This window comes from Citrobacter sp. GW821-FHT07H02, assembly GCF_059418505.1.
Map to the genome: position 1 here is coordinate 22,747 of NZ_JBWKPZ010000022.1, position 26,646 is coordinate 49,392.

The window sequence follows — 26,646 nt, forward strand, 5'->3', positions numbered from 1 at the left end:
ATACCGTTGCAGTGAGGGGCTGGGCCCTCGCTGCCAATCCGAAGAGAATCGATGTGAAAGTACTGACTGTATTTGGCACGCGACCGGAGGCGATTAAAATGGCGCCTCTGGTTCATGCGCTGGCAAAAGACCCCTATTTTGAGGCCAAAGTTTGCGTCACTGCGCAGCATCGGGAGATGCTCGATCAAGTGTTAAACCTCTTTTCCATCGAACCTGACTACGATCTCAATATAATGCAACCGGGTCAGGGACTAACGGAAATAACCTGTCGGATCCTGGAAGGATTAAAACCTATCCTTGCTGACTTCAAGCCAGATGTGGTGCTGGTTCATGGCGATACGACAACGACGATTGCCACCAGCCTTGCCGCCTTTTACCAACGTATTCCGGTTGGGCATGTTGAGGCCGGATTGCGCACCGGCGATTTATACTCCCCCTGGCCAGAAGAGGCCAACCGCACGTTGACCGGGCATCTGGCGATGTATCATTTTGCGCCGACCGAAAATTCTCGCCAGAATCTGCTGCGGGAAAATATTCCTGATAATCGCGTTTTCGTCACCGGTAACACCGTCATTGACGCGCTGATTTGGGTTCGCGACCGTGTTCTGGCGAGCGATACCTTACGGGCAGAACTGGCGGTGCAGTACCCTTTCCTTAACAACAATAAAAAAATGATCCTGGTAACAGGCCATCGCCGCGAAAGTTTTGGCAAGGGCTTTGAGCATATCTGTCATGCGTTGGCAGAGATTGCAGCCGCTAATCAGGATGTGCAGATTGTCTATCCGGTTCACCTGAATCCGAATGTCAGCGAACCGGTTAACCGCATTCTTGGTCACGTTGAAAATGTGGTTCTGATTGAGCCGCAGGACTATTTGCCGTTCGTTTGGCTGATGAACCACGCCTGGCTGATCCTGACCGATTCCGGCGGTATTCAGGAAGAGGCGCCATCCTTAGGTAAGCCTGTGCTGGTGATGCGTGAAACAACGGAACGACCAGAAGCCATTACTGCAGGTACGGTGCGTTTGGTTGGTACAGATCAGCTGCGTATTGTGGAAGAGGTCACGCGCTTGCTGCACGACGAAAATGAATATCAAACCATGAGCCGCGCCCATAATCCTTATGGTGACGGTCAGGCATGTGGCCGGATTTTAGACGCGTTAAAAAATAATCGGGTATCGCTATGAGTTTTACGACCATTTCTGTTGTTGGGTTGGGATACATTGGACTGCCAACTGCAGCCGCCTTTGCTTCCCGCCAAAAGCATGTCATTGGCGTGGATGTTAACCAGCACGCGGTGGAAACCATCAATCGCGGTGAAATCCATATCGTTGAACCGGACCTGGGCAGCGTCGTGAAAACGGCTGTTGAAGGGGGATATCTGCGAGCCACGACGACGCCTGTTGAAGCCGATGCATATCTGATCGCGGTACCGACACCCTTCAAAGGCGATCATGACCCCGATATGGTGTATGTCGAGGCTGCGGCTAAGTCTATTGCGCCCGTGCTGAAGAAAGGCGCGCTGGTTATCCTCGAGTCGACCTCTCCGGTCGGGGCGACGGAGCAGATGGCGGCGTGGCTGGCGGAGATGCGCCCTGATTTGACGTTCCCGCAGCAAGCGGGTGAGCAGGCTGAGGTGAATATTGCGTACTGTCCAGAACGCGTATTGCCAGGCCAGGTGATGGTGGAACTGATTAAGAATGACCGCGTAATTGGCGGTATGACGCCTGTTTGCTCAGCGCGCGCCAGTGAACTCTACAACATCTTCCTTGAAGGTGAATGTGTGGTCACTAACTCCCGCACAGCAGAGATGTGTAAGCTGACCGAAAACAGTTTTCGTGACGTCAACATTGCATTTGCTAACGAACTGTCGCTCATTTGCGCCGATCAGGGGATTAACGTCTGGGAACTGATTCGTCTGGCGAACCGCCATCCGCGCGTGAATATTCTCCAGCCCGGTCCCGGCGTCGGCGGGCACTGCATTGCCGTCGATCCGTGGTTTATCGTAGCGCAGAACCCACAGCAGGCGCGTCTTATCCGTACTGCCCGCGAAGTGAACGATGGTAAACCACATTGGGTGGTCGATCAGGTAAAAGCGGCCGTGGCGGATTGTCTGACCGCAACGAACAAACGTGCCAGCGAAGTGAAAATTGCCTGCTTTGGTCTGGCATTTAAACCCAATATTGATGACCTGCGCGAAAGCCCGGCGATGGGCATTGCGCTAAACATTGCCCAGTGGCACGCCGGTGAAACACTGGTGGTGGAGCCGAACATTCACCAGTTGCCGAAAAAACTGGATGGCCATTGTACTTTAGCCACGCTGGAAAACGCGCTGGCTGACGCCGATGTGCTGGTGATGTTGGTTGATCATAACGACTTTAAAGCGATTAACGGTGATGCGGTTCACCAGCCATATGTGGTGGATACCAAAGGAGTCTGGCGTTAATGAAACGGATCCTGGTCACTGGAGGCGCCGGATTTATCGGCTCTGCTGTCGTGCGACATATTATCAACAATACCTCTGATGCGGTGGTGGTGGTCGATAAACTCACCTACGCAGGAAACCTCATGTCGCTGGCTCCCGTGGCTCAAAATGACCGCTTTGCGTTTGAGAAAGTAGATATTTGTGATCGGGCCTCGCTTGAACAAGTGTTCCAACAGTATCAGCCGGATTACGTTATGCATCTGGCGGCCGAAAGCCACGTAGACCGCTCCATTGATGGCCCGGCGGCGTTTATTGAAACCAACATCGTTGGGACTTATACGCTATTGGAAGCGGCAAGAGCTTACTGGAACGCACTGACCGATGAGAAAAAATCGGCGTTCCGCTTCCATCATATCTCCACTGATGAAGTCTACGGCGATCTGCACTCCGCGGATGATTTCTTCACCGAAACCACCCCGTATGCACCCAGCAGCCCTTATTCAGCCTCTAAAGCCAGCAGTGACCATCTGGTACGCGCCTGGTTGCGCACCTATGGCCTGCCAACGCTGATTACCAACTGTTCCAATAACTACGGTCCTTACCACTTCCCGGAAAAACTGATTCCGCTGATGATCCTCAACGCGCTGGCGGGAAAACCGCTGCCGGTGTATGGCAATGGACAGCAAATCCGCGACTGGCTTTTTGTGGAAGATCACGCTCGTGCGCTTTATTGCGTGGTGACCACGGGAAAAGTGGGAGAAACCTATAATATTGGTGGTCATAACGAGCGTAAGAATCTCGACGTGGTGGAAACCCTTTGCGCGTTGCTGGAAGAGCTGGCACCGAATAAACCGCACGGCGTGGCGCACTATCGCGACCTGATCGTGTTTGTCACTGACCGCCCGGGGCACGACCTGCGCTATGCCATTGATGCGTCGAAAATTGCCCGCGAACTTGGCTGGATGCCGCAGGAAACGTTTGAAAGCGGGATGCGGAAAACAGTGCAGTGGTATCTGGCTAATGAAACCTGGTGGAAACAGGTTCAGGACGGCAGCTATCAGGGCGAACGTTTAGGTCTGAAGGGCTAACTTGCGGCGGAGGCATACATGAAAGGTATCATTCTGGCAGGCGGTTCAGGCACCCGGTTGCACCCAATCACGCGCGGTGTGTCAAAACAGCTATTGCCGATCTACGACAAACCGATGATCTACTACCCGCTCTCGGTACTGATGCTGGCGGGGATCCGCGAAATCCTGATCATCACCACGCCGGAAGACAAAGGGTATTTTCAGCGCTTACTGGGCGATGGTTCAGAGTTTGGCATTGTATTGCAGTATGCCGAACAACCCAGCCCTGACGGCCTGGCGCAGGCGTTTATCATCGGTGAATCCTTTCTGAACGGTGAACCTTCCTGCCTGGTCCTTGGTGATAATATCTTTTTTGGTCAGGGGTTTAGTCCGAAGCTGCGCCACGTTGCCGCGCGCACGGAAGGGGCGACGGTATTTGGCTACCAGGTGATGGATCCTGAGCGTTTTGGCGTGGTCGAGTTTGACGACAATTTCCGCGCTGTCTCGCTGGAAGAGAAACCGAAGCAGCCGAAATCCAACTGGGCGGTAACCGGGCTTTATTTCTACGACCACAAGGTGGTTGAGTATGCGAAACAGGTAAAACCTTCAGAACGCGGCGAACTGGAGATTACCTCCATCAACCAGATGTATCTGGAGGCGGGCAATCTGACGGTTGAGCTGCTGGGGCGTGGTTTTGCCTGGCTGGATACCGGAACGCACGACAGCCTGATTGAAGCGAGCACCTTTGTGCAGACGGTGGAAAAACGGCAGGGCTTTAAGATAGCCTGCCTGGAAGAGATCGCATGGCGTAACGGCTGGCTGGATGACGAAGGCGTGAAGCGTGCCGCCAGTTCGCTGGCGAAAACAGGTTACGGCCAATATTTACTGGAGTTGCTCCGTGCTCGTCCGCGCCAGTATTGAACCGCTGAGCTGGGAAAATACGTTCTTTGGCGTGAGCAGCGCCATTGTGCGTATTAGCCCCGACGCGCCGCTTTTGACGCCGGAGGCATTACAGCCCTGGTCACGGGTACAGGCAAAAATTTCAGCGTCGTGCGCGGATGAGTTGGATGCCTTACAAGCGCTGGGGTTCTCGCTGGTCGAAGGTGAAGTCGATTTAGCACTGTCGGTCGCAAATGTTAGCAATGATGGCGGTGCGGAAGTGGCGCAACGAGGCGATATTCCGGCGTTACGTGAGTTAGCCAGCGAAGCGTTCTCGCAAAGCCGTTTTCGCGCGCCGTGGTATGCGCCGGATGCCAGCGCCCGCTTCTACGCACAATGGATCGAGAACGCCGTGCTGGGCACGTTTGACCACCAGTGTCTGGTTCTCCGGGCTACGGGGGGCGAGATTCGCGGTTATGTTTCGCTGCGTGAACTGAATGACGCCGATGCGCGAATTGGCTTGTTGGCGGGGCGTGGCGCGGGCGCTGAATTAATGCAGGCCGCGCTCAGCTGGGCGCAATCTCGCGGAAAGACAACATTGCGGGTGGCGACCCAGATGGGCAACACCGCCGCGCTTAAACGTTACATACAAAGTGGTGCCAACATAGAAAGCACCGCGTACTGGTTATACAGGTGACAAAATGATTCCATTTAACGCACCGCCGGTGGTGGGAACCGAACTCGAATACATGCAGTCGGCCATGGGCAGCGGCAAACTTTGTGGCGACGGCGGCTTTACACGCCGCTGTCAGCAGTGGCTGGAGCAACGCTTTGGCAGCGCAAAAGTGCTGCTGACGCCGTCCTGCACCGCCTCGCTTGAGATGGCGGCGCTGCTGCTGGACATTCAGCCCGGCGATGAAGTCATCATGCCGAGCTACACTTTTGTGTCGACAGCGAATGCTTTCGTATTGCGCGGGGCAAAAATCGTCTTTGTCGATATCCGCCCGGACACCATGAACATCGATGAGACGCTCATCGAAGCCGCTATTTCTGAGAAGACGCGAGCCATTGTTCCGGTCCATTACGCAGGCGTTGCCTGTGAGATGGACGTCATTATGGCGCTGGCGGCAAAGTACAACCTGTTTGTGGTCGAAGATGCCGCGCAGGGCGTCATGTCCACCTATAAAGGTCGCGCGTTAGGCACGATTGGGCATATTGGCTGCTTCAGCTTCCATGAAACCAAAAACTACACAGCCGGTGGTGAAGGCGGTGCGACGCTGATTAATGACCGATCGTTAATCGAACGTGCGGAAATTATCCGCGAAAAAGGCACTAACCGTAGCCAGTTCTTCCGTGGTCAGGTGGACAAATACACCTGGCGGGATATTGGTTCCAGCTATCTGATGTCCGATCTTCAGGCGGCGTATCTGTGGGCGCAGCTGGAAGCGGCAGATCGCATCAATCAACAGCGTCTGACGCTGTGGCAGACGTATTATGACGCCCTCGCTCCGCTGGCGCGCGCCGGACGCATTACCTTACCTTCAGTTCCTGATGATTGTGCGCAAAACGCCCATATGTTCTACATCAAACTGCGGGATATTGATGATCGTAGCGCATTGATTAACTTCATGAAAGAAGCCGAAATTATGGCTGTCTTCCACTATATTCCGCTGCATGCCTGCCCGGCAGGCGACAAATTTGGTGAGTTTATCGGTGAAGATCGCTACACCACCAAAGAGAGCGAGCGTTTACTGCGCCTGCCACTGTTTTACAATCTGTCACCCGCCAATCAGCGCACGGTGATCACGACCTTGCTCAACTACTTCTCCTGAAATGTCGCTCGCAAAAGCGTCCCTGTGGACGGCGGCCAGCACGCTGGTAAAAATTGGCGCGGGGCTACTGGTGGTGAAACTGCTGGCTGTGGCGTTTGGTCCCGCAGGTGTCGGCCAGGCGGGTAACTTTCGCCAGATGGTAACCGTACTGGGCGTTTTGGCTGGCGCAGGTATCTTTAACGGCGTCACCAAATACGTTGCCCAGAATCACGACAATCCGGCGCAATTGCGGAACGTGGTCGGCACCTCCTCGGCGATGGTTTTGGGGTTCTCGACCCTGCTGGCGCTGATTTTTTTGCTGGCGGCGGCCCCCATCAGCCAGGGACTGTTTGGCCATACTCACTATCAGGGGTTGGTGCGTCTGGTCGCACTGGTGCAAATGGGGATTGCCTGGGCAAATCTGCTGTTGGCGCTGATGAAAGGCTTTCGTGACGCGGCGGGTAATGCACTGTCGTTGATCGTGGGTAGTGTGTTGGGTGTAGTGGCCTGGTATATCTGCTACCGCGTCGGCGGTTACGAAGGGGCATTGTTGGGGATGGCGCTGGTGCCCGCGTTGGTCGTTGTGCCGGCTGCAGTGCTGTTGTTTAAGCGTGGAACACTCCCTCTGCGCTATCTTAAACCGTCCTGGAATAGTGTCCTTGCTGGGCAACTGTGTAAATTTACACTGATGGCGCTGATCACCTCCATCACGATACCGGTGGCGTACGTGATGATGCGAAATCTGCTGGCGGCGCACTACAGCTGGGATGACGTTGGGATCTGGCAAGGTGTCAGCAGTATCTCAGATGCGTATCTGCAATTTATTACCGCCTCGTTTAGCGTTTATCTGCTGCCGACATTGTCGCGTCTGACGGAAAAGCGCGATGTTACGCGTGAAGTTGTGAAGTCGCTCCGGTTTGTTTTACCAGCGGTCGCGGTAGCGAGTTTTACCGTCTGGTTGCTGCGCGATTTTGCCATTTGGCTGCTGTTTTCCGCCAAATTCACGGCGATGCGCGATTTATTCGCCTGGCAGCTCGTCGGTGATGTATTGAAAGTTGGTGCCTATGTTTTTGGCTATCTGGTGATCGCCAAAGCATCGCTGCGGTTTTATATTCTGGCTGAAATCAGCCAGTTCATTTTGTTGACGGCGTTTGCCCACTGGTTGATCCCCGCGCATGGCGCGCTGGGAGCTGCACAGGCGTATATGGCAACCTATATCGTCTATTTTTCCCTTTGTTGTGGCGTATTTTTACTCTGGCGTAGGCGGGCATGACTGTACTGATTCACGTACTGGGATCGGATATCCCTCACCATAATCAAACCGTGTTGCGGTTTTTCAATGACGCGCTGGCTGCCACGAGCGAGCATGCGCGCGTCTTTATGGTTGCAGGCAAGGATGCGGGATACAGTGAAAGCTGTCCGGCGCTCTCATTGCGTTTCTATGCTGGTAAAAAAACGCTGGCAGATGCGGTGATTGCCCTTGCGAAAGCCAATCGCCAACAGCGCTTCTTCTTCCACGGTCAGTTCAATACCGGTCTGTGGCTGGCACTGTTGAGCGGCGGTATTAAGCCGGAACAGTTTTACTGGCACATTTGGGGGGCAGATCTGTATGAAGTCTCCAACGGGCTGAAATTCAAACTGTTTTACCCGATTCGCCGTATGGCGCAGGGTCGTGTGGGCTGTGTGTTTGCCACACGCGGCGACCTCAGCTATTTCGCCCAGCGGCATCCGCGTGTGCGTGGGGAATTGCTCTATTTCCCGACGCGCATGGACCCTTCGCTGAATAACATGGCAAACGGACGCCAGCGCGAAGGGAAAATGACGATTCTGGTGGGGAATTCCGGCGATCGGAGCAACGAACACATTGCTGCGTTACGCGCTGTGCACCAGCAGTTTGGCGATACAGTGAATGTGATCGTCCCGATGGGGTATCCGGCGAATAACGAAGCCTACATCGAAGAGGTTCGCCAGGCGGGACTGACGCTGTTTAGCACTGAAAATTTACAGATCCTCAGCGAAAAGCTGGCGTTTGATGCGTATCTTGCGCTGCTTCGTCAGTGTGATTTGGGCTATTTTATTTTTGCGCGACAGCAGGGGATTGGGACGTTGTGCCTTCTGATTCAGGCCGGCATTCCGTGCGTACTTAACCGCGAGAACCCGTTCTGGCAGGATATGGCGGAGCAGCATCTCCCGGTGCTGTTCACGACCGATCTTCTCAATGAACCCGTCGTTCGTGAAGCGCAGCGCCAGTTGGCGTCCGTCGATAAGAACGGCATTACCTTCTTTAGCCCGAACTATCTGCAACCCTGGCATAACGCGTTACAGATTGCCGCAGGAGACGTTGTATGAGTTTGATGCAATTCAGCGGTCTGCTGGTGGTCTGGCTGCTCTCCACCCTGTTTATTGGGACGCTGGCCTGGTTTGAATTCCGTCGCGTCCGTTTTAACTTCAATGTGTTTTTCACCTTGTTGTTTCTGCTGACGTTCTTTTTTGGATTCCCACTGACCAGCGTTCTGGTGTTTCGTTTTGACGTTGGCGTTGCGCCGCCGGAAATTCTGCTGCAGGCGCTGTTGTCTGCGACCTGTTTCTACGCGGTGTATTACGTGACGTATAAGACCCGTTTGCGTAAGCAGTTTTCCGATACACCGCGTAAGCCGCTGTTTACCATGAACCGGGTCGAGACGCATCTTACCTGGGTCTTGCTGATGGGGATTGCGTTGGTAAGCGTGGGGATCTTCTTCATGCACAACGGATTTCTGCTGTTCAAGCTCAATTCATACAGTCAGATATTCTCCAGTGAAGTCTCTGGTGTGGCATTGAAACGCTTCTTCTACTTCTTTATTCCGGCGATGCTGGTGATTTATTTTTTACGCCAGGACAGCAAAGCGTGGCTGTTCTTTTTGGTCAGCACGGTCGCGTTCGGTTTGCTTACCTACATAATTGTCGGCGGCACGCGTGCGAACATTATCATCGCGTTTGCCATCTTCCTGTTCATTGGCATTATTCGCGGCTGGATTTCACTGTGGATGCTGGCCGCGGCGGGAGTGCTGGGGATTGTCGGCATGTTCTGGCTGGCGCTGAAGCGCTACGGGATGAACGTCAGCGGCGATGAAGCGTTTTACACCTTCTTGTATCTGACCCGGGACACCTTCTCTCCGTGGGAGAACCTGGCGCTGTTATTGCAGAACTATAGCAATATCGAATTTCAGGGGCTGGCGCCGATCGTCCGTGACTTTTACGTCTTTATCCCGTCCTGGCTCTGGCCTGGACGGCCAGGTATTGTGCTCAACTCCGCGAATTATTTTACCTGGGAAGTGCTCAACAACCATTCGGGCCTTGCCATCTCACCGACCCTTATCGGTTCGCTGGTGGTGATGGGAGGGGCGTTGTTTATTCCGCTCGGGGCGATTGTGGTTGGCTTGATTATCAAGTGGTTCGACTGGCTGTATGAACTGGGGAATCGGGAAACCAATCGTTATAAGACGGCGATTCTGCACAGTTTTTGCTTCGGCGCCATCTTCAACATGATTGTTCTGGCGCGAGAAGGTCTGGATTCGTTTGTCTCACGGGTGGTTTTTTTCCTCGTGATTTTTGGTGTTTGTCTGTTGGTGGCGAAACTGTTGTTCTGGCTTTTTGACTATGCCGGGCTCATTCAAAAACGAAAATCCTCGCTGCCGCAGACACAGGTTGAAGGGTAAAGATGACAGATAACACGACTGCACCCGTCTACGCGCTGCGTGGATTACAGTTGATTGGATGGCGTGATATGCAGCACGCGCTCAATTACCTGTTTGCAGAAGGCCAGATCAGGCAGGGAACACTGGTCGCGATTAACGCTGAGAAGATGCTGACAGCGGAAGATAACCCCGAAGTCCGGGCGTTGATTAACGCCGCTGAGTTCAAATATGCGGACGGTATTAGCGTTGTGCGCTCGGTGCGCAAAAAATTCCCTCAGGCCCGCATCTCGCGTGTTGCGGGGGCCGATCTCTGGGAAGCGTTGATGGCGCGGGCAGGAAAGGAAGGCACGCCTGTTTTTCTGGTTGGCGGCAAGCCGGATGTGCTGGCGCAAACGCAAGCAAAATTACGCGCGCAATGGAGTGTGAATATCGTCGGCAGCCAGGATGGATATTTTAAGCCTGAAGACCGTCAGGCGCTGTTTGAGCGGATTCACGCCAGCGGCGCGAAGATTGTGACGGTCGCGATGGGGTCGCCAAAACAGGAAATCCTGATGCGTGATTGCCGTCTTATTCATCCACATGCCTTATACATGGGCGTGGGGGGCACGTATGACGTTTTTACCGGACACGTTAAGCGCGCGCCAAAAGTATGGCAAAAACTGGGGCTGGAATGGCTGTACCGCTTATTATCACAGCCGAGTCGTATTACCCGACAGTTACGTTTACTGCGTTACCTCCGCTGGCACTATACCGGCGACCTCTGAATCTCCCTCTTGATCCTTTCGGGTAGTGCATTCTGCGTAATGCACTACCCCGCCGCACAATAGTTGCTGCTTTATTGCTCAGCACATTCATTTTTTTAATGCTTCGTTTGCCATTTTGGAAAATTTAAGAAACTATTCGCCCCCATCATTGCAGTGCCGTGGTGTTTATTGCGTCAGCCGTTAACCGCCCGGCGCACAGGCTCTGTGATGGAAAAAGGTACTCATTACAATAACCGGTCATCCCGGGAAAAAGGCAAACACAACCAGAGGAACTATGGCAGAGAATAAACCGGAGCTACAGCGTGGGCTGGAAGCTCGTCATATCGAATTGATTGCTCTCGGGGGCACGATTGGCGTCGGCCTGTTTATGGGCGCCGCCAGTACACTGAAATGGGCCGGACCGTCAGTCCTGCTGGCGTACATTGTCGCTGGGCTTTTTGTTTTTTTCATCATGCGTTCAATGGGCGAAATGCTGTTCCTTGAGCCGGTCGCCGGTTCATTTGCTGTTTACGCTCACCGCTACATGAGCCCTTTCTTCGGGTATCTCACGGCGTGGTCTTACTGGTTTATGTGGATGGCGGTGGGGATCTCGGAGATCACCGCTATTGGGGTCTATGTGCAATTCTGGTTTCCAGAAATGGCGCAATGGATACCCGCGTTGATCGCCGTAGGGCTGGTTGCGCTCGCGAATCTCGCCGCCGTACGTCTGTATGGCGAAATTGAGTTCTGGTTTGCGATGATTAAAGTCACCACCATTATTGTGATGATAGTGGTCGGTCTGGGAGTGATTTTCTTCGGCTTTGGTAACGGCGGTCAGGCCATTGGTTTTGGCAACCTGACGGAGCACGGCGGTTTCTTTGCTGGTGGCTGGAAAGGCTTTCTCACGGCATTGTGCATTGTGGTGGCGTCCTACCAGGGCGTTGAGCTGATCGGCATTACCGCCGGTGAAGCGAAAAACCCGCAGGTGACGCTGCGTAGCGCGGTAGGCAAAGTGTTGTGGCGTATCCTGATTTTCTACGTGGGCGCGATTTTCGTTATTGTGACCATCTTCCCGTGGAACGAGATTGGCAGCAACGGTAGCCCATTCGTTCTGACCTTTGCCAAAATCGGGATTACCGCAGCGGCGGGTATTATTAACTTTGTGGTGCTGACGGCGGCGCTTTCCGGTTGTAACAGTGGAATGTATAGCTGTGGGCGTATGCTGTACGCGCTGGCGAAGAACCGCCAGCTTCCGACAGCGATGGCCAGAGTGTCTCGTCACGGCGTACCGGTTGCCGGTGTGGCGCTCTCTATCGTGATTTTGCTGATTGGCTCTTGCCTCAACTACATCATCCCAAATCCTCAGCGTGTCTTTGTCTATGTCTACAGTGCGAGCGTATTGCCGGGCATGGTGCCGTGGTTTGTGATCCTGATTAGCCAGTTGCGCTTCCGTCAGGCGCATAAAGAGGCGATCGCCAGCCATCCTTTCCGCTCGATTATGTTCCCCTGGGCGAATTATTTGACGATGGCGTTCCTGGTTTGCGTTTTAATTGGCATGTACTTTAATGATGATACGCGTTTGTCGCTGTTTGTCGGCATCCTCTTTCTGCTTGTCATTACCCTCGTCTACAAGGTTTTTGGCCTGAATCGGGGTGTTGATATTCAGAAAGTGGAGAAATAAGCGACAAAACGCACAAACCATGAGCAAACGATAATTTTCTTTAAAAAGACACTAGACAGCGGGGGGGGAAGTCCGTATTATCCGACCCCGCAACGGCGCTAAGCGCCCGTAGCTCAGCTGGATAGAGCGCTGCCCTCCGGAGGCAGAGGTCTCAGGTTCGAATCCTGTCGGGCGCACCATTTACCCGGTGCTGGAGCTGCGGTGGTTTTAAAGACCGCGTAAAAGATTTGCAGTGGTGGCTATAGCTCAGTTGGTAGAGCCCTGGATTGTGATTCCAGTTGTCGTGGGTTCGAATCCCATTAGCCACCCCATTATTTGATAAGTTGTGACAATGCGAAGGTGGCGGAATTGGTAGACGCGCTAGCTTCAGGTGTTAGTGTTCTTACGGACGTGGGGGTTCAAGTCCCCCCCCTCGCACCACGACTTAAAGAATTGAACTAAAAATTCAAAAAAGCAGTACATCGGCGAGTAGCGCAGCTTGGTAGCGCAACTGGTTTGGGACCAGTGGGTCGGAGGTTCGAATCCTCTCTCGCCGACCAATTTTGAACCCCGCTTCGGCGGGGTTTTTTGTTTTCTGCTGTTCCCTTCTTTTGTTATATCTCCGAATTCATCCACATACGATATGTCACCACCTGGCGACGTCATTGCGTGAGATTGTCGCTGTCTGGCGACAAGTAATTTTATGTTTTTACAGTGTTTCTTTATATTCGCGAAGAGTTGTCGTTATACAGAGACAAACGGCGCTTCGTGGTGAAGAAGGGGAAGGAAGCTAACCGTCGCAGACCCGCTCTGGGCGCGGTTCCCCGAATCGTCTGAATCCCTGCTTTTTGCAGTTCAATCATGGCACGCATTGTGCAATAATATACGGGTAGATGCTCATTCCATCTCTTATGCTCGCCTTAGTGCCTCATAAACTCAGGAATGATGCAGAGCCGTTTACGGTGCTTATCGTCCACAGACAGATGTCGCTTTCGCCTCATCAAACACCATGGGCATAACGTTGAGTGAAGCACCCATTTATGTTGTCATACAGACCTGTTTAACGCCTGCTCCTGATGGAGCGGGCGTTTTTTTATGGGTGTTACCGTAGAGTGGCATGCCCGGCAAGCTGCTCGCCACCGGGCATGAAGGTGTTACTGCGGAGGGTTATTCTGCAACGTCAACATCAGGCCATCGCGACGCATAGCCGCAGCGTCTTCCGGCTGATGGAGTCTGTCCAGCACATCGGCAAGCCAGGCGTAGTCATAGGCATCCGGGCGTTGTTTGAGCGCAGCACGGAAGGCCAGGGCGGCCTCTTGCCACTCGCCATGTTTCATCAGTGACTGACCCAGCGTGCTCCACAGTAGCGGACGATCGCCAACATTTTTAATCTGTTGACGGAGTACTTTTTCCACCAGCTCCGGATTGTTGGTTTTCAGACGCGGGATCGGTAATACCAGACGATCGTCGTACTGGCGTTTCAGGCCATCGATGATGATCTGCTGCGCGGTATCGTGATCGTCACACTCGATCAGATGCTCTGCCATGGCAACCTGCAGGGGAACCTGATGGCGGGTTTTACGGCTTTGATTTTTCCACCAGTCTCGTAACCCTTCACTGCCCTGATCGGCGCGCGCCTTATCCATCAGACCAATCCACGCCTGCTGTTCCAGCAGGGCTCGGTGCTCTTCATCACCGACTTTGGCTTTCGCCATCGACGGGATAATCTCCAGCAACGATCCCCATGCGCCGGTACGGATATAGGCTTGCTCTGCCAGACGTAACACTTCCGGGTGGCGTGGCGTCACTTCCAGCAGTTTGTCTACGCCATGGCGCGCTGCGTGGTCCTCATTACGTGCCAGTTGCAGACGTACGCGGGCGATTTCCACCGGGATGGTGTCGTTGCCTGCGATCTCGGCAGCGCGCTCAAGGTGTTGATTCGCACGCGCTTCATCACCACGCTGTTGTGCCGCTTCGGCGGCCAGAAGGTAGTTCACCACCGGCTGTTCAGCATGATCGGCATTTTTCGACATCAGCTTCTCAACCTGCTGATAATCGCCTTCTGCCAGTTTGAGGAGCGCCTGCTCTGTTTGCTTGCGCGCACGGCGGCGTTTACGACCAACAAACCAGCCGCGCGTGTGTGCGCCTGTGCGGAAAATGCGGCGTAGCAGCCATTCGATCGCAAACAGAGCAACCATCATGACGATCAGAATAATCACCAGGCCAGTGACGCTGGTTTCAATGTTGTAATTGTCGGTCTGGATCAGCACATATCCCTGATGACCCGCGAGCATCGGACCCACCACGATACCGGCGATCAACAATACAAAGAGCAATAATACTTTTAGCATCATTATTCTCCTTGCGGCGCAGCGGACGGAGTGTCAGCTTGTGGTGCAGGTGCAGGTGCAGGTGCAGGTGCAGGTGCAGGTGCAGGTGCAGGTGCAGGTGCAGGTGCAGGTGCAGGTGCGGATGTAGATGTAGGCGCAGATGTAGACGTTGTTGATTGCGCCAACAAATTACGCACGCGAGTTTGCATCAGCTTCTCAAGAATTTCCTGGCTTTTCAGCGTTTCCGGCACATCCATGGTGATGCTCTGCTGGCTCAGTTTGTCCACTTCATCAAGGAACGCTTTGGTCGTCGCATCTTCGGTGTCGTAGTACGCGCGAACCCAGGTGGAAACGTTATCCAGCGCCTGGCGGTAGGTCTCTTCCTGGTGGCGCGGAACGGCTTGCGCCGCGACTAACAGACGTGAACGGATATTTTCACGCAGATAAACATCCTGATTTGGCGCCAGCAGCGGCACGGCAGTCTCATCGCGGCGACGAATGGTGATGAAGCTGTCCATAAAGTTCTGCCAGCTTTTTTGCAGGTTAACGCGCCATTCGCTGATAGAGCTCGAAAGTTCGCTGCTGTCGGAATCCATCGGTGAGTCATCGTTGTCGTTGTCAGCCAGACGCAGATTATCGATCTGGTTAGAGAGTTGGTTGACCTTGAGGATAATACCGTCGTAGTCCACCTGCGAGACAGAGGACAGGCTGGCGATATCATCGGTAATGGCCCGGCGAGCGGTGATGAGACTCGGATCGTTCATATCTGCAAGGCTGGCGTCCGCACTCTTTAACAGCGCTGCGGCGGTGGTGACATCCTGATCGCTCCACAGCTTACGTCCGGCAAGCTTCACCAGAAAATCAGCCTGTGCCAGCAGCCAGGTTTTGGCGTCGCTTCCAGAGATGGTGGCGACTTTCTGCTGCACGTCGGCGAGTTGTTTCGCCAGTGCCGTTTGCTGACGGCTCGCCTCATCCAACAGTGTTGCCTGTTTTTTAATAATGCTTTCGAGTTCTGTTTTTTGGGCTTCCTGCGCTTTTTGCAACGCTGTCAGCTGGTTAGCTAACGCATCGCTGGTGGCTGTCTGCGTCGTCGCCTGCTGTTTTCCCCAGCCATAAAGTCCAACACCTGCCGCAAGGGCAATGGCAATGGCTACCGCGCTCAGGATCAGCGAGGTGCTATTTTTGCTCTTTTTCTCAGTGTTGACTGGCTGTGATGTGGTTTCCACGGCCTCCCTGGTCTCTTCAACCGCGGCGGAGGATTTTTCTTGTTCCGTCATTATGGCATCCCATTATGAGAGTTATTGTAATGCGCGCAGTAGCGCATCGTTGTCGGCGTTATCAGCGACCTTAATATCTTGCCAGCCCAATTCCCGGGCGAGGTGCGCCAGACGCTCGCTGACGACCAGCAGCCGACAGCGTAGTAACCAGTGTTCCCGATACCATTGTGGTGTCATTGACCAGAGCTGTTGCAACATCTCGCCACTGGTGACAACCACCGTTGTGACACCACGAGAGTGCCAGCGCATGGCCTCTTCTGCACCGTCGTAATGTTTTGCACTGCGTTGATAACATTCACAAAAAATGACATCAGCCCCGCGTTCCATTAGGGTGTCTCCTAACAGTTCACGTCCGCCATTGCCACGTAAAATAAGTGCCTGCTTACCTGCAATATTTTGTAATTCAGGTAATTGTAGCAAGACTTCGCTAATTTCCCGATCCAGAGGATAACGAATATTGCACCCGCTCACCGTATGCAGCGCCAGCGCCGTGGTGCGGCCAATAGCAAAATACTGCGGGAGCGTTGGCCAGTTTTGCCCTTGCTGCTGAAGTTGGGCATGGGCGAAAGCGACAGCATGTTGGGAAAGGGCGAAGACGAGATCGTTCTGAGTCAGTGTGGCCAGGCGATCGGCAAGTGTATTGAGCTCACGACCTGGCGTGAACTCAATGAGCGGAAAGCTCCAGGCCACCTGCCCCAGTGTGCGCAGACGGCTCACTAACTCTTCCCCTGAGGGAGACGGGCGGGTGACCAGAATACTCATGCGGGGGCTTCTCCGTTGTAGACCTCTGTCAGAATGGCGCGGGCTCCGTTCTCCAGCAATTCTTCTGCCAGGGAGATGCCCATCTGTTCGGCATCCTGAGGCGAGCCGCGTCGTTCGCCGCGAATCATCTTCGAACCATCAGGGGCACCCACTAATGCACGTAGCCAGATTTCACCGTCGATGATTTCAGCATAGCTGCCAATGGGCACCTGACAGCCACCTTCCAGGCGGGTGTTCATGGCGCGCTCGGCTTTGATACGCACGGCGGTGTCATCATGATTCAGCGGCGCCAGCAGTTCACGGGTACGGGTATCATCCAGTCGACATTCAATGCCAACCGCGCCTTGTCCGACCGCAGGAAGCGAAATTTCTGGCGGCATGGCGGTGCGAATACGTGACTCCAGACCCAGGCGTTTTAACCCGGCAACGGCCAGAATAATGGCGTCATAGTCACCGTTATCCAGTTTGCTGAGGCGCGTTCCGACATTGCCGCGCAACGAGCGGATAATGAGATCCGGACGGCGTTCAGCCAGTTGGCACTGGCGACGCAGACTGGAGGTGCCTACGATGCTGCCCGCCGGCAGTTCATCCAGATGATGATAGGTATTTGAGACAAACGCATCGCGCGGGTCTTCGCGTTCGCAAATGGTGACCAGTCCAAGGCCCTGCGGGAACTCAACGGGTACATCTTTCATGGAATGCACCGCGATATCCGCGCGTTTTTCCAATAGCGCGACTTCCAGCTCTTTGACGAACAAGCCTTTTCCGCCCACTTTCGCCAAAGGAGTATCAAGAATTACGTCGCCACGCGTCACCATTGGCACCAGTTCAACAACCAGTCCAGGATGATTCGCCAGCAAGGCGTCTTTGACAAAATGTGCCTGCCAGAGCGCAAGGGGGCTTTGGCGTGTGGCAATTCTTAAAACATTGTCTAACATGCTTGTTACCGTCATTATCGTCCGTGGACCATCCTAACATCCTTACAAGTGGGATGTCAGTGTTACGGTCAAAGGTGAGTGAGAGAGTCGGCGTTGTGTCGTCAATGACAGTGAAGCGTGACGAGAAAGCGCCTTGCCTTATTACAGAATTTACACGAAGCGAACGGTGCTACACTGGTAAGTAGTGCAACTTTCTTTACGGTCAATGAGCAAGGTGTTAAATTGATCACGTTTTAGACCATTTTTTCGTCTGTGCCTCAAAGAGGAGACCGAAAAAAGGTAACGGCTATTTTTGACATACGGTATATCCCGAATGATGACGTTTGCGAAACCACGTAACGGTGGCGACAAACAGAAACATGACGGGTAGCAACATCAGGCGATACGTCTTGTACCTCTATATTGAGACTTTGAAACAGAGACTGGATGCCATAAATCAACTGCGTGTGGACCGCGCGCTTGCTGCCATGGGACCTGCTTTCCAGCAGGTATACAGTCTGCTGCCGACATTATTGCATTATCACCATCCGCTGATGCCGGGTTACCTGGATGGTAACGTTCCCAAAGGCATCTGTTTCTACTCGCCTGATGAAACCCAACGCCACTATCTGAATGAACTGGAACTGCACCGTGGTATGTCTGTGCAGAACCCGCCGAAAGGTGAATTGCCGATTACCGGCGTTTACTCAATGGGCAGTACGTCTTCAGTAGGGCAAAGCTGTTCTTCTGACCTGGACATCTGGGTCTGCCACCAATCCTGGCTCGACAGCGAAGAGCGCCAGTTGCTGCAACGCAAATGCAGCCTTCTGGAAAGCTGGGCCGCTTCGCTGGGCGTTGAAGTCAGCTTCTTCCTGATCGATGAAAACCGTTTCCGCCACAATGAAAGCGGCAGTCTGGGTGGTGAAGACTGTGGCTCCACGCAGCATATCCTGCTGCTCGACGAATTTTATCGCACCGCTGTGCGTCTGGCCGGTAAACGTATTCTGTGGAATATGGTGCCGTGCGACGAAGAAGAGCATTACGACGATTACGTGATGACGCTCTACGCGCAGGGGGTGTTGACGCCAAACGAATGGCTGGATCTGGGCGGACTGAGCTCACTTTCAGCGGAAGAGTACTTTGGTGCCAGCCTTTGGCAGCTCTACAAAAGCATTGATTCACCGTACAAAGCGGTGCTGAAAACGCTGCTGCTGGAAGCGTATTCCTGGGAATACCCGGATCCTCGCCTGTTGGCGAAAGACATCAAACAGCGTCTGCACGATGGCGAGATCGTTTCCTTTGGTCTTGATCCCTACTGCATGATGCTGGAACGTGTTACCGAATATCTCACGGCGATTGAAGACCCAACGCGCCTGGATCTGGTGCGTCGATGTTTCTACCTGAAAGTCTGCGAGAAACTGAGTCGTGAACGCGCCTGTGTTGGCTGGCGCCGTGAAGTATTAAGTCAGTTAGTCAAAGAGTGGGGATGGGACGAAGCACGTCTGGCCATGCTCGACAACCGCGCTAACTGGAAGATCGATCAAGTCCGCGAAGCGCACAACGAACTGCTCGATGCCATGATGCAGAGCTATCGTAACCTGATCCGCTTTGCGCGCCGTAACAACCTCAGCGTTAGCGCCAGTCCACAGGATATCGGGGTATTGACCCGTAAACTCTATGCCGCATTTGAGGCGCTGCCGGGTAAAGTGACGCTGGTGAACCCGCAGATTTCGCCGGATCTCTCCGAGCCGAATCTGACGTTTATCCATGTGCCGCCGGGTCGTGCCAACCGTTCAGGCTGGTATCTCTACAACCGCGCGCCAAACATGGATTCCATCATCAGCCATCAGCCGCTGGAATATAACCGTTACCTGAACAAGCTGGTGGCCTGGGCGTGGTTTAACGGCCTGCTGACCTCACGTACGCACCTGTTTATTAAAGGCAACGGCATTGTTGATCTGTCGAAGTTGCAGGAGATGGTGGCTGACGTGTCACACCATTTCCCTCTGCGTTTGCCAGCGCCAACGCCAAAAGCGCTCTACAGTCCGTGTGAAATTCGCCACCTGGCGATTATCGTCAACCTTGAATATGACCCGACAGCGGCGTTCCGTAATCAGGTCGTGCATTTTGATTTCCGCAAGCTGGATATCTTCAGCTTTGGCGAAGAACAAAATTGCCTGGTGGGCAGCGTTGACCTGTTGTATCGCAACTCATGGAACGAAGTGCGTACTCTGCATTTCAACGGCGAACAGGCGATGATTGAAGCGCTGAAAACGATTCTGGGCAAAATGCACCAGGATGCCGCCCCTCCGGACAGCGTGGAAGTCTTCTGCTACAGCCAGCATTTGCGTGGACTGATTCGCACCCGCGTACAGCAACTGGTTTCTGAGTGTATTGAACTGCGTCTCTCCAGCACGCGGCAGGAAACGGGGCGCTTCAAAGCGCTACGCGTTGCGGGCCAGACCTGGGGACTGTTCTTTGAACGTCTGAACGTTTCAGTGCAGAAGCTGGAAAACGCCATCGAGTTCTATGGCGCTATTTCACATAACAAGCTGCATGGGCTTTCTGTGCAGGTTGAGACAAACCATGTGAAGTTACCGTCAGTGGTGGATGGTTTCGCCAGTGAAGGCATTATTCAGTTCTTCTTCGAAGAAACCGGCGATGAAAAAGGCTTTAATATCTACATTCTGGACGAAAGTAACCGGGCGGAAGTGTACCATCACTGCGAAGGTAGCAAAGAGGAGCTGGTGCGCGACGTTAGCCGCTTCTATTCATCTTCCCACGATCGCTTTACGTATGGCTCCAGTTTCATCAACTTTAACTTGCCACAGTTCTACCAGATCGTGAATACCGAGGGTCGTGCGCAGGTGATCCCATTCCGCACGCAGTCGATTGGTACGGTGCCCCCGGCCAGTCAGGACAACGATACACCGCTGTTGCAGCAGTATTTCTCTTGATATGTATGCCGGATAAGGCGAAGACCCTATCCGGCAAAAATCTTAACGGAAGCTAACCGCTTCACCCGCTTGTTGCGTTGCCGCTTGCTCAAGCAGCGCCCAGAAAGTCTCGCCGCTGCGGTCGCAGATCCATTCGTCGCCTTTCAGATCAAAATGGTAGCCGCCCTGTTTGGTCGCCAGCCACACCTGGTGCAACGGCTCCTGGCGGTTGATGATAATTTTACTGCCGTTTTCAAAGGTAATGGTCAGCACGCCACCGTTGATTTCGCAGTCGATATCGCTGTCGCCGTCCCAGTCGTCCAGACGCTCTTCAATGGTCATCCACAGGGTGTCCGCAAGGCGATGAAATTCACTGTCATTCATTTTTTTATCCCATTTTTCGTGATGTTCGCAGTATAACGCGAAACAAAACACGTTGCAGTTTGCAGGCAAACTCTTGCTTTTACGTCTTCTCCTGCGATGATAGAAAACAGAAAGCATGAACTTACAGGCAATCCATAATGAAAAACGTGTTTCAGGCACTCGCTGTACTTCTTACTCTGTTCAGCCTGACGGGCTGCGGTCTTAAAGGCCCGCTCTATTTTCCGCCAGAGGACAAAAATGCACCGCCTCCGACGCATAAGGTTGAACCGCAAACGCAATCCACCATGCCAGAACGAAATGATCGTGCAACAGGCGACGGCCCTACTCAGGTGAATTACTGACGGTAACCCTCTGTACCCGCGTGAATGGAGCGAATGATGCAATTCTCTAAAATGCATGGCCTTGGCAACGATTTTATGGTCGTCGACGCGGTAACGCAGAATGTTTTTTTCTCGCCGGAATTGATCCGCCGTCTGTCGGACAGACATCTGGGGGTCGGGTTCGATCAGCTGTTGGTGGTCGAACCGCCTTACGATCCTGAGCTGGATTTTCATTACCGCATCTTTAATGCGGATGGGAGTGAAGTCTCGCAGTGCGGTAACGGTGCACGCTGTTTTGCCCGGTTTGTTCGCCTGAAAGGGTTGACGAACAAGCGCGATATTTGCGTCAGCACGGCCAATGGCCGCATGGTTCTGAGCGTCACCGACGACGACCTGGTGCGGGTCAACATGGGCGAGCCCAACTTTGAACCGGCGCAGGTGCCTTTTCGCGCCAACAAAGCGGAAAAGACCTATATTATGCGAGTCGCTGAACAAACAGTATTGTGCGGCGTCGTTTCGATGGGGAACCCGCATTGCGTGATTCAGGTTGATGATGTTGATACGGCCGCCGTAGAAACGTTGGGACCGGTTCTGGAAAATCATGAACGCTTTCCTGAGCGCGCCAATATCGGGTTTATGCAAGTGGTCAAACGCGAGCATATCCGGTTACGCGTTTATGAGCGTGGGGCAGGAGAAACCCAGGCCTGCGGCAGTGGTGCGTGCGCTGCCGTGGCGGTCGGCATTCAGCAGGGTTTGCTGGCAGAAGAAGTACGCGTGGAATTACCCGGCGGTCGTCTTGATATCGCCTGGAAAGGTCCGGGCCATCCGTTATATATGACTGGCCCGGCGGCACATGTCTACGACGGATTTATTCATCTATGAAGCAACCAGGGGAAGAACTACAGGACACACTCATGGAACTGGATGACCGTGCGGTCGTCGAGTATTTACAGCGTCACCCTGAGTTTTTTATCCGCAATGCGCGCGCTGTCGAAGCGATGCGTGTCCCGCACCCGGTGCGTGGGACCATCTCTTTAGTTGAATGGCATATGGTGCGCGCGCGCAACCATATCAATGTGCTCGAAGAGAACATGACGCTACTGATGGAGCAGGCTAACGCCAACGAAAGTCTGTTTAATCGGCTGTTGTATCTCCAGGGGCGGCTGGCGTCAGCCAGTAGTCTGGATGAGCTGCTGATACGTTTTCATCGCTGGGCGCGCGATCTGGGGCTGGCAGGGGCAACAATCCGCTTATTCCCCGATCGCTGGCGACTCGGCGCGCCGTCGAGTTTCACGCATCTGGCATTAAGCCGTCAGGCCTTCGAACCGTTGCGTATTCAACGTCTGGGGCACGAGCAGCACTATCTTGGCCCGCTCAACGGCCCGGAACTGCTGGTGGTGCTGCCGGAAGCAAAAGCGATAGGCTCGGTGGCGATGTCAATGCTGGGACGCGAGGGCGATCTCGGCGTCATGCTGTTCAGCAGTCGTGATGCTCATCATTATCAGCAGGGGCAAGGGACGCAGTTGCTGCATGAAATAGCGCTGATATTGCCGGAATTGCTTGAGCGTTGGATTGAACGCATATGACGGATTTGCCGCTTTCTCAGGACGTTGCCCGCTTTTTGCGCTATCTGGGCGTGGAGCGGCAGCTTAGCCCAATAACGCTCCTGAATTATCAGCGTCAGCTTGATGCCATTATCGCGTTAGCCGGGGAAACCGGAATGCAGAGCTGGCAACAATGTGATGCTGCGAGAGTACGCAGTTTTGCGGTGCGCAGTCGTCGCAAAGGGCTTGGTCCTGCCAGTCTGGCGCTGCGCCTCTCTGCATTGCGCAGTTTCTTCGACTGGCTGGTGAGCCAGGGCGAGTTGCCGGCCAACCCGGCGAAAGGGATCTCCGCACCCAAAGCGCCGCGCCATCTGCCGAAAAATATCGACGTTGACGATGTGAATCGCCTGCTGAATATCGACCTCAATGACCCGCTTGCCGTGCGTGACCGCGCAATGCTGGAGGTGATGTACGGCGCGGGGCTACGTTTGTCAGAATTGGTTGGGCTGGATATCAAACATCTCGATCTCGACACTGGCGAAGTGTGGGTGATGGGGAAAGGCAGCAAAGAGCGACGCCTGCCCATCGGACGTAATGCGGTAGCGTGGATTGAACACTGGCTGGATCTGCGTGGCCTGTTTGGCGGTGACGACGACGCGCTGTTTCTCTCAAAACTGGGAAAACGGATTTCAGCGCGTAACGTGCAAAAACGGTTTGCCGAGTGGGGCATCAAGCAGGGGCTGAATAGCCATGTGCATCCACATAAACTGCGCCACTCATTTGCCACCCATATGCTGGAGTCGAGCGGCGATCTGCGCGGTGTGCAGGAGTTACTGGGGCACGCCAATCTCTCGACCACCCAAATCTATACTCATCTTGATTTTCAACACCTGGCCTCGGTGTACGATGCGGCGCATCCACGCGCCAAACGGGGGAAATAATGCGTTTTTACCGGCCGTTGGGGCGCATCTCTGCGCTCACTTTTGACCTGGACGACACCCTTTATGATAACCGTCAGGTTATTCTGCGCACGGAGCAGGAAGCGCTCGCCTTTGTGCAAAACTATCACCCTGCGCTGCGCACATTACAAAACGCTGACCTGCAGCGTTTACGCCAGGCAATACGCGAAGCGGAGCCGGACATTTACCATGACGTCACTGAGTGGCGGTATCGTGCCGTAGAACGTGCCATGTTGAATGCGGGATTATCAGCAGAAGAGGCGACGGCAGGCGCCAACGCCGCGATGATGAATTTCGCAAAGTGGCGTAGTCGGATCGACGTCCCGCAGGAGACACACGACACGCTTACGCAACTGGCAAAAAAATGGCCGCTGGTGGCGATTACCAACGGCAATGCGCAGCCGGAATTGTTTGGGCTGGGCGACTATTTTAAGTTTGTCCTGCGGGCGGGTCCGGACGGTCGTTCGAAGCCGTTTAGCGACATGTATGCCTTAGCTGCTGAGAAGCTCAACGTCCCGATCGGCGAGATCCTGCATGTGGGCGACGATCTCACCACCGACGTCGCTGGCGCCATTCGCTGCGGCATGCAGGCGTGCTGGATCAAGCCGGAGAATGCCGACCTGATGCAGACCAATGACAGCCGTTTGTTACCGCATCTGGAAATTTCCCGGTTGGCATCGCTGACCTCGCTGATATAATCACCAGCAGTATTGTATAAATTAACAGGGTTTTTGCGGAGGGCGTTTGCCGTCCGCCCTACACACGGTGCCATCAATGGACGTTTCTTACCTGCTCGACAGCCTTAATGACAAACAGCGCGAAGCCGTCGCTGCTTCGCGCACCAACATGCTGGTGCTGGCGGGGGCGGGCAGTGGTAAGACGCGTGTGCTGGTACACCGCATCGCCTGGCTGATGAGCGTGGAAAACTGCTCGCCGTACTCCATTATGGCGGTGACCTTTACCAACAAAGCGGCGGCAGAGATGCGTCATCGTATCGGGCAACTGATGGGGACGACGCAGGGCGGGATGTGGGTCGGTACCTTCCACGGGCTGGCGCACCGTCTGCTGCGCGCGCACCACCTGGATGCCAATCTGCCGCAGGATTTCCAAATCCTCGATAGCGAAGACCAGCTGCGTCTGCTGAAGCGCCTGATCAAAGCCATGAATCTCGACGAGAAGCAGTGGCCGCCGCGTCAGGCGATGTGGTACATCAACAGCCAGAAAGACGAAGGGCTGCGCCCACACCATATTCAGAGCTACGGCAACCCGGTTGAGCAGACCTGGCAGAAGGTCTACCAGGCTTATCAGGAAGCGTGCGACCGTGCAGGGCTGGTCGATTTCGCCGAACTGCTGCTGCGCGCTCACGAACTGTGGCTCAATAAGCCGCACATTCTTCAGCACTACCGTGAACGCTTCACCAATATTCTGGTCGACGAATTCCAGGATACCAACAACATTCAGTATGCGTGGATCCGCCTGCTGGCGGGCGATACCGGCAAAGTGATGATCGTGGGCGACGATGACCAGTCAATCTACGGCTGGCGCGGCGCGCAGGTTGAAAACATCCAGCGCTTCCTCAACGATTTCCCCGGCGCGGAGACTATCCGCCTGGAGCAGAACTACCGTTCAACCAGCAATATTTTGAGCGCGGCGAACGCCCTGATTGAGAACAACAACGGTCGTCTCGGTAAGAAGCTGTGGACCGATGGCGCGGACGGCGAGCCTATCTCGCTCTACTGCGCCTTTAACGAACTCGACGAAGCGCGCTTTGTGGTCAACCGCATAAAAACCTGGCAGGACAACGGCGGCGCGCTGGATCAGTGCGCCATTCTCTATCGCAGCAACGCCCAGTCGCGTGTGCTGGAAGAGGCGTTACTGCAGGCGAGCATGCCGTACCGCATCTACGGCGGTATGCGCTTCTTCGAGCGTCAGGAAATCAAAGACGCGCTCTCTTATCTGCGCCTGATTGCCAACCGCAACGATGATGCGGCGTTTGAGCGTGTGGTGAATACGCCAACGCGCGGCATCGGCGACCGTACGCTGGACGTAGTACGCCAGACCTCACGTGATCGTCAGCTGACGCTGTGGCAAGCCTGCCGCGAGTTGTTGCAGGAAAAAGCGCTGGCGGGCCGCGCTGCGAGCGCGTTACAGCGCTTTATGGAACTGATTGATGCGCTGGCACAAGAAACGGCGGATATGCCGCTGCACGTGCAGACTGACCGCGTGGTGAAAGACTCCGGCCTGCGCATGATGTATGAGCAGGAAAAGGGCGAGAAGGGTCAGACGCGTATCGAAAACTTAGACGAACTGGTGACGGCAACGCGGCAGTTCAGCTACAACGAAGAAGACGAAGACTTAATGCCGTTACAGGCGTTCCTTTCCCATGCTGCGCTGGAAGCGGGCGAAGGGCAGGCGGATACCTGGCAGGACGCGGTACAGCTGATGACGCTGCACTCCGCGAAAGGGCTGGAGTTCCCGCAGGTATTTATCGTCGGTATGGAAGAGGGGATGTTCCCGAGCCAGATGTCGCTCGACGAGGGCGGGCGTCTGGAAGAAGAACGTCGTCTGGCCTACGTCGGCGTTACCCGAGCGATGCAAAAACTGACCCTGACCTACGCCGAAACGCGTCGTCTGTACGGAAAAGAGGTTTACCATCGCCCGTCGCGCTTTATCGGTGAACTACCGGAAAACTGCGTGGAAGAAGTTCGTCTGCGCGCGACGGTGAGCCGCCCGGTCAGCCATCAGCGGATGGGAACGCCGATGGCTGAGAACGACACTGGTTACAAACTCGGCCAGCGCGTGCGCCACGCCAAGTTCGGCGAGGGCACGATTGTGAATCTGGAAGGCAGCGGTGAACACAGTCGCCTGCAGGTGGCGTTTCAGGGGCAGGGAATCAAATGGTTAGTGGCGGCGTACGCCAGGCTGGAAACGGTCTAACATCACTAACCTTATGATTCG

At 54.4% G+C, this 26,646-nt stretch carries 23 protein-coding genes and 4 tRNA genes; 22 read left to right on the forward strand and 5 right to left on the reverse strand.

Features of this window, described 5'->3' with window-relative positions; genetic code table 11:
• Nucleotides 1-53 precede the first annotated feature (53 nt).
• From wecB to AC07NP_RS18765, 15 genes are all read left to right on the forward strand, one after another.
• Entirely contained in the window at nucleotides 54-1,184 is a 1,131-nt protein-coding gene (wecB, locus tag AC07NP_RS18695) for a non-hydrolyzing UDP-N-acetylglucosamine 2-epimerase (protein ID WP_494661369.1), read from the forward strand.
• Nucleotides 1,181-2,443, forward strand: a complete 1,263-nt coding sequence (gene wecC / locus AC07NP_RS18700; RefSeq protein WP_494661370.1) for a UDP-N-acetyl-D-mannosamine dehydrogenase — start codon at nucleotides 1,181-1,183, stop codon at nucleotides 2,441-2,443. The genes wecB and wecC overlap by 4 nt, the downstream gene beginning before the upstream one ends.
• The gene (gene rffG / locus AC07NP_RS18705; protein WP_494661371.1) at nucleotides 2,443-3,510 is read left to right on the forward strand and encodes a dTDP-glucose 4,6-dehydratase; all 1,068 of its coding nucleotides are present in this window, start codon (nucleotides 2,443-2,445) and stop codon (nucleotides 3,508-3,510) included. The genes wecC and rffG overlap by 1 nt, the downstream gene beginning before the upstream one ends.
• A gap of 18 nt (nucleotides 3,511-3,528) precedes the next feature.
• A complete protein-coding gene (gene rfbA, locus AC07NP_RS18710; RefSeq protein WP_494661372.1) occupies nucleotides 3,529-4,410 on the forward strand; it encodes a glucose-1-phosphate thymidylyltransferase RfbA in 882 nt (293 codons plus the stop codon).
• Entirely contained in the window at nucleotides 4,388-5,065 is a 678-nt protein-coding gene (gene rffC, locus AC07NP_RS18715; RefSeq protein ID WP_494661373.1) for a dTDP-4-amino-4,6-dideoxy-D-galactose acyltransferase, read from the forward strand. Before rfbA ends, rffC begins: the two co-directional genes overlap by 23 nt.
• Before the next feature lie 4 nt (nucleotides 5,066-5,069).
• Nucleotides 5,070-6,200, forward strand: a complete 1,131-nt coding sequence (gene rffA, locus AC07NP_RS18720) for a dTDP-4-amino-4,6-dideoxygalactose transaminase (RefSeq protein ID WP_494661374.1) — start codon at nucleotides 5,070-5,072, stop codon at nucleotides 6,198-6,200.
• A 1-nt stretch (nucleotide 6,201) separates the two neighbouring features.
• Nucleotides 6,202-7,452, forward strand: coding sequence for a lipid III flippase WzxE (wzxE, locus tag AC07NP_RS18725; RefSeq protein ID WP_494661375.1), 1,251 nt, complete (start codon nucleotides 6,202-6,204; stop codon nucleotides 7,450-7,452).
• Nucleotides 7,449-8,528: a TDP-N-acetylfucosamine:lipid II N-acetylfucosaminyltransferase gene (locus AC07NP_RS18730; protein WP_494661376.1), complete on the forward strand. Its 1,080-nt coding sequence runs from the start codon at nucleotides 7,449-7,451 to the stop codon at nucleotides 8,526-8,528. The genes wzxE and AC07NP_RS18730 overlap by 4 nt, the downstream gene beginning before the upstream one ends.
• A complete protein-coding gene (wzyE, locus tag AC07NP_RS18735; RefSeq protein ID WP_494661377.1) occupies nucleotides 8,525-9,877 on the forward strand; it encodes an ECA oligosaccharide polymerase in 1,353 nt (450 codons plus the stop codon). The genes AC07NP_RS18730 and wzyE overlap by 4 nt, the downstream gene beginning before the upstream one ends.
• Before the next feature lie 2 nt (nucleotides 9,878-9,879).
• Nucleotides 9,880-10,620 (forward strand): lipopolysaccharide N-acetylmannosaminouronosyltransferase, encoded by a 741-nt coding sequence (wecG, locus tag AC07NP_RS18740; protein ID WP_494661378.1) that lies wholly within the window; start codon nucleotides 9,880-9,882, stop codon nucleotides 10,618-10,620.
• Between the two features lie 274 nt (nucleotides 10,621-10,894).
• Nucleotides 10,895-12,280 carry a bifunctional threonine/serine APC transporter ThrP gene (gene thrP, locus AC07NP_RS18745; RefSeq protein WP_494661379.1) on the forward strand — a complete coding sequence of 462 codons (1,386 nt, stop codon included), beginning with the start codon at nucleotides 10,895-10,897 and terminating at the stop codon, nucleotides 12,278-12,280.
• A 102-nt stretch (nucleotides 12,281-12,382) separates the two neighbouring features.
• Nucleotides 12,383-12,459 (forward strand) — tRNA-Arg (locus AC07NP_RS18750).
• A 56-nt stretch (nucleotides 12,460-12,515) separates the two neighbouring features.
• A tRNA-His gene (locus AC07NP_RS18755) sits at nucleotides 12,516-12,591 on the forward strand.
• 22 nt (nucleotides 12,592-12,613) lie between these two features.
• A tRNA-Leu gene (locus AC07NP_RS18760) sits at nucleotides 12,614-12,700 on the forward strand.
• Nucleotides 12,701-12,742: 42 nt separating this feature from the next.
• Nucleotides 12,743-12,819 (forward strand) — tRNA-Pro (locus AC07NP_RS18765).
• A gap of 594 nt (nucleotides 12,820-13,413) precedes the next feature.
• Here AC07NP_RS18765 and hemY read toward each other — a convergent pair.
• From hemY to hemC, 4 genes are read right to left on the reverse strand one after another with little or no spacing between them, the layout of a single operon-like run.
• Nucleotides 13,414-14,610: a protoheme IX biogenesis protein HemY gene (hemY, locus tag AC07NP_RS18770; protein WP_494661402.1), complete on the reverse strand. Its 1,197-nt coding sequence runs from the start codon at nucleotides 14,608-14,610 to the stop codon at nucleotides 13,414-13,416.
• 2 nt (nucleotides 14,611-14,612) lie between these two features.
• A complete protein-coding gene (gene hemX / locus AC07NP_RS18775) occupies nucleotides 14,613-15,866 on the reverse strand; it encodes a uroporphyrinogen-III C-methyltransferase (RefSeq protein WP_494661380.1) in 1,254 nt (417 codons plus the stop codon).
• A 21-nt stretch (nucleotides 15,867-15,887) separates the two neighbouring features.
• Complete coding sequence (gene hemD / locus AC07NP_RS18780) at nucleotides 15,888-16,628, reverse strand: uroporphyrinogen-III synthase (RefSeq protein WP_494661381.1); 741 nt, start codon at nucleotides 16,626-16,628, stop codon at nucleotides 15,888-15,890.
• Nucleotides 16,625-17,566 (reverse strand): hydroxymethylbilane synthase, encoded by a 942-nt coding sequence (hemC, locus tag AC07NP_RS18785; RefSeq protein ID WP_494661382.1) that lies wholly within the window; start codon nucleotides 17,564-17,566, stop codon nucleotides 16,625-16,627. The genes hemD and hemC overlap by 4 nt, the downstream gene beginning before the upstream one ends.
• Before the next feature lie 389 nt (nucleotides 17,567-17,955).
• Between hemC and cyaA the strand changes: the two genes are divergently transcribed.
• Entirely contained in the window at nucleotides 17,956-20,502 is a 2,547-nt protein-coding gene (cyaA, locus tag AC07NP_RS18790) for a class I adenylate cyclase (protein ID WP_494661383.1), read from the forward strand.
• Between the two features lie 42 nt (nucleotides 20,503-20,544).
• Here cyaA and cyaY read toward each other — a convergent pair whose 3' ends face one another.
• Entirely contained in the window at nucleotides 20,545-20,865 is a 321-nt protein-coding gene (gene cyaY / locus AC07NP_RS18795) for an iron donor protein CyaY (protein ID WP_192613967.1), read from the reverse strand.
• 137 nt (nucleotides 20,866-21,002) lie between these two features.
• Between cyaY and lptM the strand changes: the two genes are divergently transcribed.
• The 6 genes from lptM (at nucleotide 21,003) to uvrD (ending at nucleotide 26,625) form a co-directional block, all read left to right on the forward strand.
• A complete protein-coding gene (lptM, locus tag AC07NP_RS18800; RefSeq protein ID WP_192613966.1) occupies nucleotides 21,003-21,206 on the forward strand; it encodes an LPS translocon maturation chaperone LptM in 204 nt (67 codons plus the stop codon).
• A 36-nt stretch (nucleotides 21,207-21,242) separates the two neighbouring features.
• A complete protein-coding gene (gene dapF, locus AC07NP_RS18805) occupies nucleotides 21,243-22,067 on the forward strand; it encodes a diaminopimelate epimerase (protein ID WP_203361351.1) in 825 nt (274 codons plus the stop codon).
• The gene (locus AC07NP_RS18810; protein WP_494661384.1) at nucleotides 22,064-22,771 is read left to right on the forward strand and encodes a DUF484 domain-containing protein; all 708 of its coding nucleotides are present in this window, start codon (nucleotides 22,064-22,066) and stop codon (nucleotides 22,769-22,771) included. Before dapF ends, AC07NP_RS18810 begins: the two co-directional genes overlap by 4 nt.
• Nucleotides 22,768-23,670 carry a tyrosine recombinase XerC gene (gene xerC / locus AC07NP_RS18815; protein WP_276293367.1) on the forward strand — a complete coding sequence of 301 codons (903 nt, stop codon included), beginning with the start codon at nucleotides 22,768-22,770 and terminating at the stop codon, nucleotides 23,668-23,670. Before AC07NP_RS18810 ends, xerC begins: the two co-directional genes overlap by 4 nt.
• Complete coding sequence (gene yigB / locus AC07NP_RS18820) at nucleotides 23,670-24,386, forward strand: 5-amino-6-(5-phospho-D-ribitylamino)uracil phosphatase YigB (protein ID WP_276293366.1); 717 nt, start codon at nucleotides 23,670-23,672, stop codon at nucleotides 24,384-24,386. Before xerC ends, yigB begins: the two co-directional genes overlap by 1 nt.
• A 76-nt stretch (nucleotides 24,387-24,462) precedes the next feature.
• Entirely contained in the window at nucleotides 24,463-26,625 is a 2,163-nt protein-coding gene (uvrD, locus tag AC07NP_RS18825; RefSeq protein WP_192613962.1) for a DNA helicase II, read from the forward strand.
• Nucleotides 26,626-26,646: the final 21 nt, after the last annotated feature.

Bases quoted from the DNA above. Each gene is read 5' to 3' on its own strand.
- wecC (WP_494661370.1), top strand. From the start codon at position 1,181: ATGAGTTTTACGACCATTTCTGTTGTTGGGTTGGGATACATTGGACTG.
- rffG (WP_494661371.1), top strand. From the start codon at position 2,443: ATGAAACGGATCCTGGTCACTGGAGGCGCCGGATTTATCGGCTCTGCT.
- rfbA (WP_494661372.1), top strand. From the start codon at position 3,529: ATGAAAGGTATCATTCTGGCAGGCGGTTCAGGCACCCGGTTGCACCCA.
- rffA (WP_494661374.1), top strand. From the start codon at position 5,070: ATGATTCCATTTAACGCACCGCCGGTGGTGGGAACCGAACTCGAATAC.
- wzxE (WP_494661375.1), top strand. From the start codon at position 6,202: ATGTCGCTCGCAAAAGCGTCCCTGTGGACGGCGGCCAGCACGCTGGTA.
- AC07NP_RS18730 (WP_494661376.1), top strand. From the start codon at position 7,449: ATGACTGTACTGATTCACGTACTGGGATCGGATATCCCTCACCATAAT.
- wzyE (WP_494661377.1), top strand. From the start codon at position 8,525: ATGAGTTTGATGCAATTCAGCGGTCTGCTGGTGGTCTGGCTGCTCTCC.
- wecG (WP_494661378.1), top strand. From the start codon at position 9,880: ATGACAGATAACACGACTGCACCCGTCTACGCGCTGCGTGGATTACAG.
- thrP (WP_494661379.1), top strand. From the start codon at position 10,895: ATGGCAGAGAATAAACCGGAGCTACAGCGTGGGCTGGAAGCTCGTCAT.
- hemY (WP_494661402.1), bottom strand. From the start codon at position 14,610: ATGCTAAAAGTATTATTGCTCTTTGTATTGTTGATCGCCGGTATCGTG.
- hemX (WP_494661380.1), bottom strand. From the start codon at position 15,866: ATGACGGAACAAGAAAAATCCTCCGCCGCGGTTGAAGAGACCAGGGAG.
- hemD (WP_494661381.1), bottom strand. From the start codon at position 16,628: ATGAGTATTCTGGTCACCCGCCCGTCTCCCTCAGGGGAAGAGTTAGTG.
- hemC (WP_494661382.1), bottom strand. From the start codon at position 17,566: ATGTTAGACAATGTTTTAAGAATTGCCACACGCCAAAGCCCCCTTGCG.
- cyaY (WP_192613967.1), bottom strand. From the start codon at position 20,865: ATGAATGACAGTGAATTTCATCGCCTTGCGGACACCCTGTGGATGACC.
- lptM (WP_192613966.1), top strand. From the start codon at position 21,003: ATGAAAAACGTGTTTCAGGCACTCGCTGTACTTCTTACTCTGTTCAGC.
- dapF (WP_203361351.1), top strand. From the start codon at position 21,243: ATGCAATTCTCTAAAATGCATGGCCTTGGCAACGATTTTATGGTCGTC.
- AC07NP_RS18810 (WP_494661384.1), top strand. From the start codon at position 22,064: ATGAAGCAACCAGGGGAAGAACTACAGGACACACTCATGGAACTGGAT.
- xerC (WP_276293367.1), top strand. From the start codon at position 22,768: ATGACGGATTTGCCGCTTTCTCAGGACGTTGCCCGCTTTTTGCGCTAT.
- yigB (WP_276293366.1), top strand. From the start codon at position 23,670: ATGCGTTTTTACCGGCCGTTGGGGCGCATCTCTGCGCTCACTTTTGAC.
- uvrD (WP_192613962.1), top strand. From the start codon at position 24,463: ATGGACGTTTCTTACCTGCTCGACAGCCTTAATGACAAACAGCGCGAA.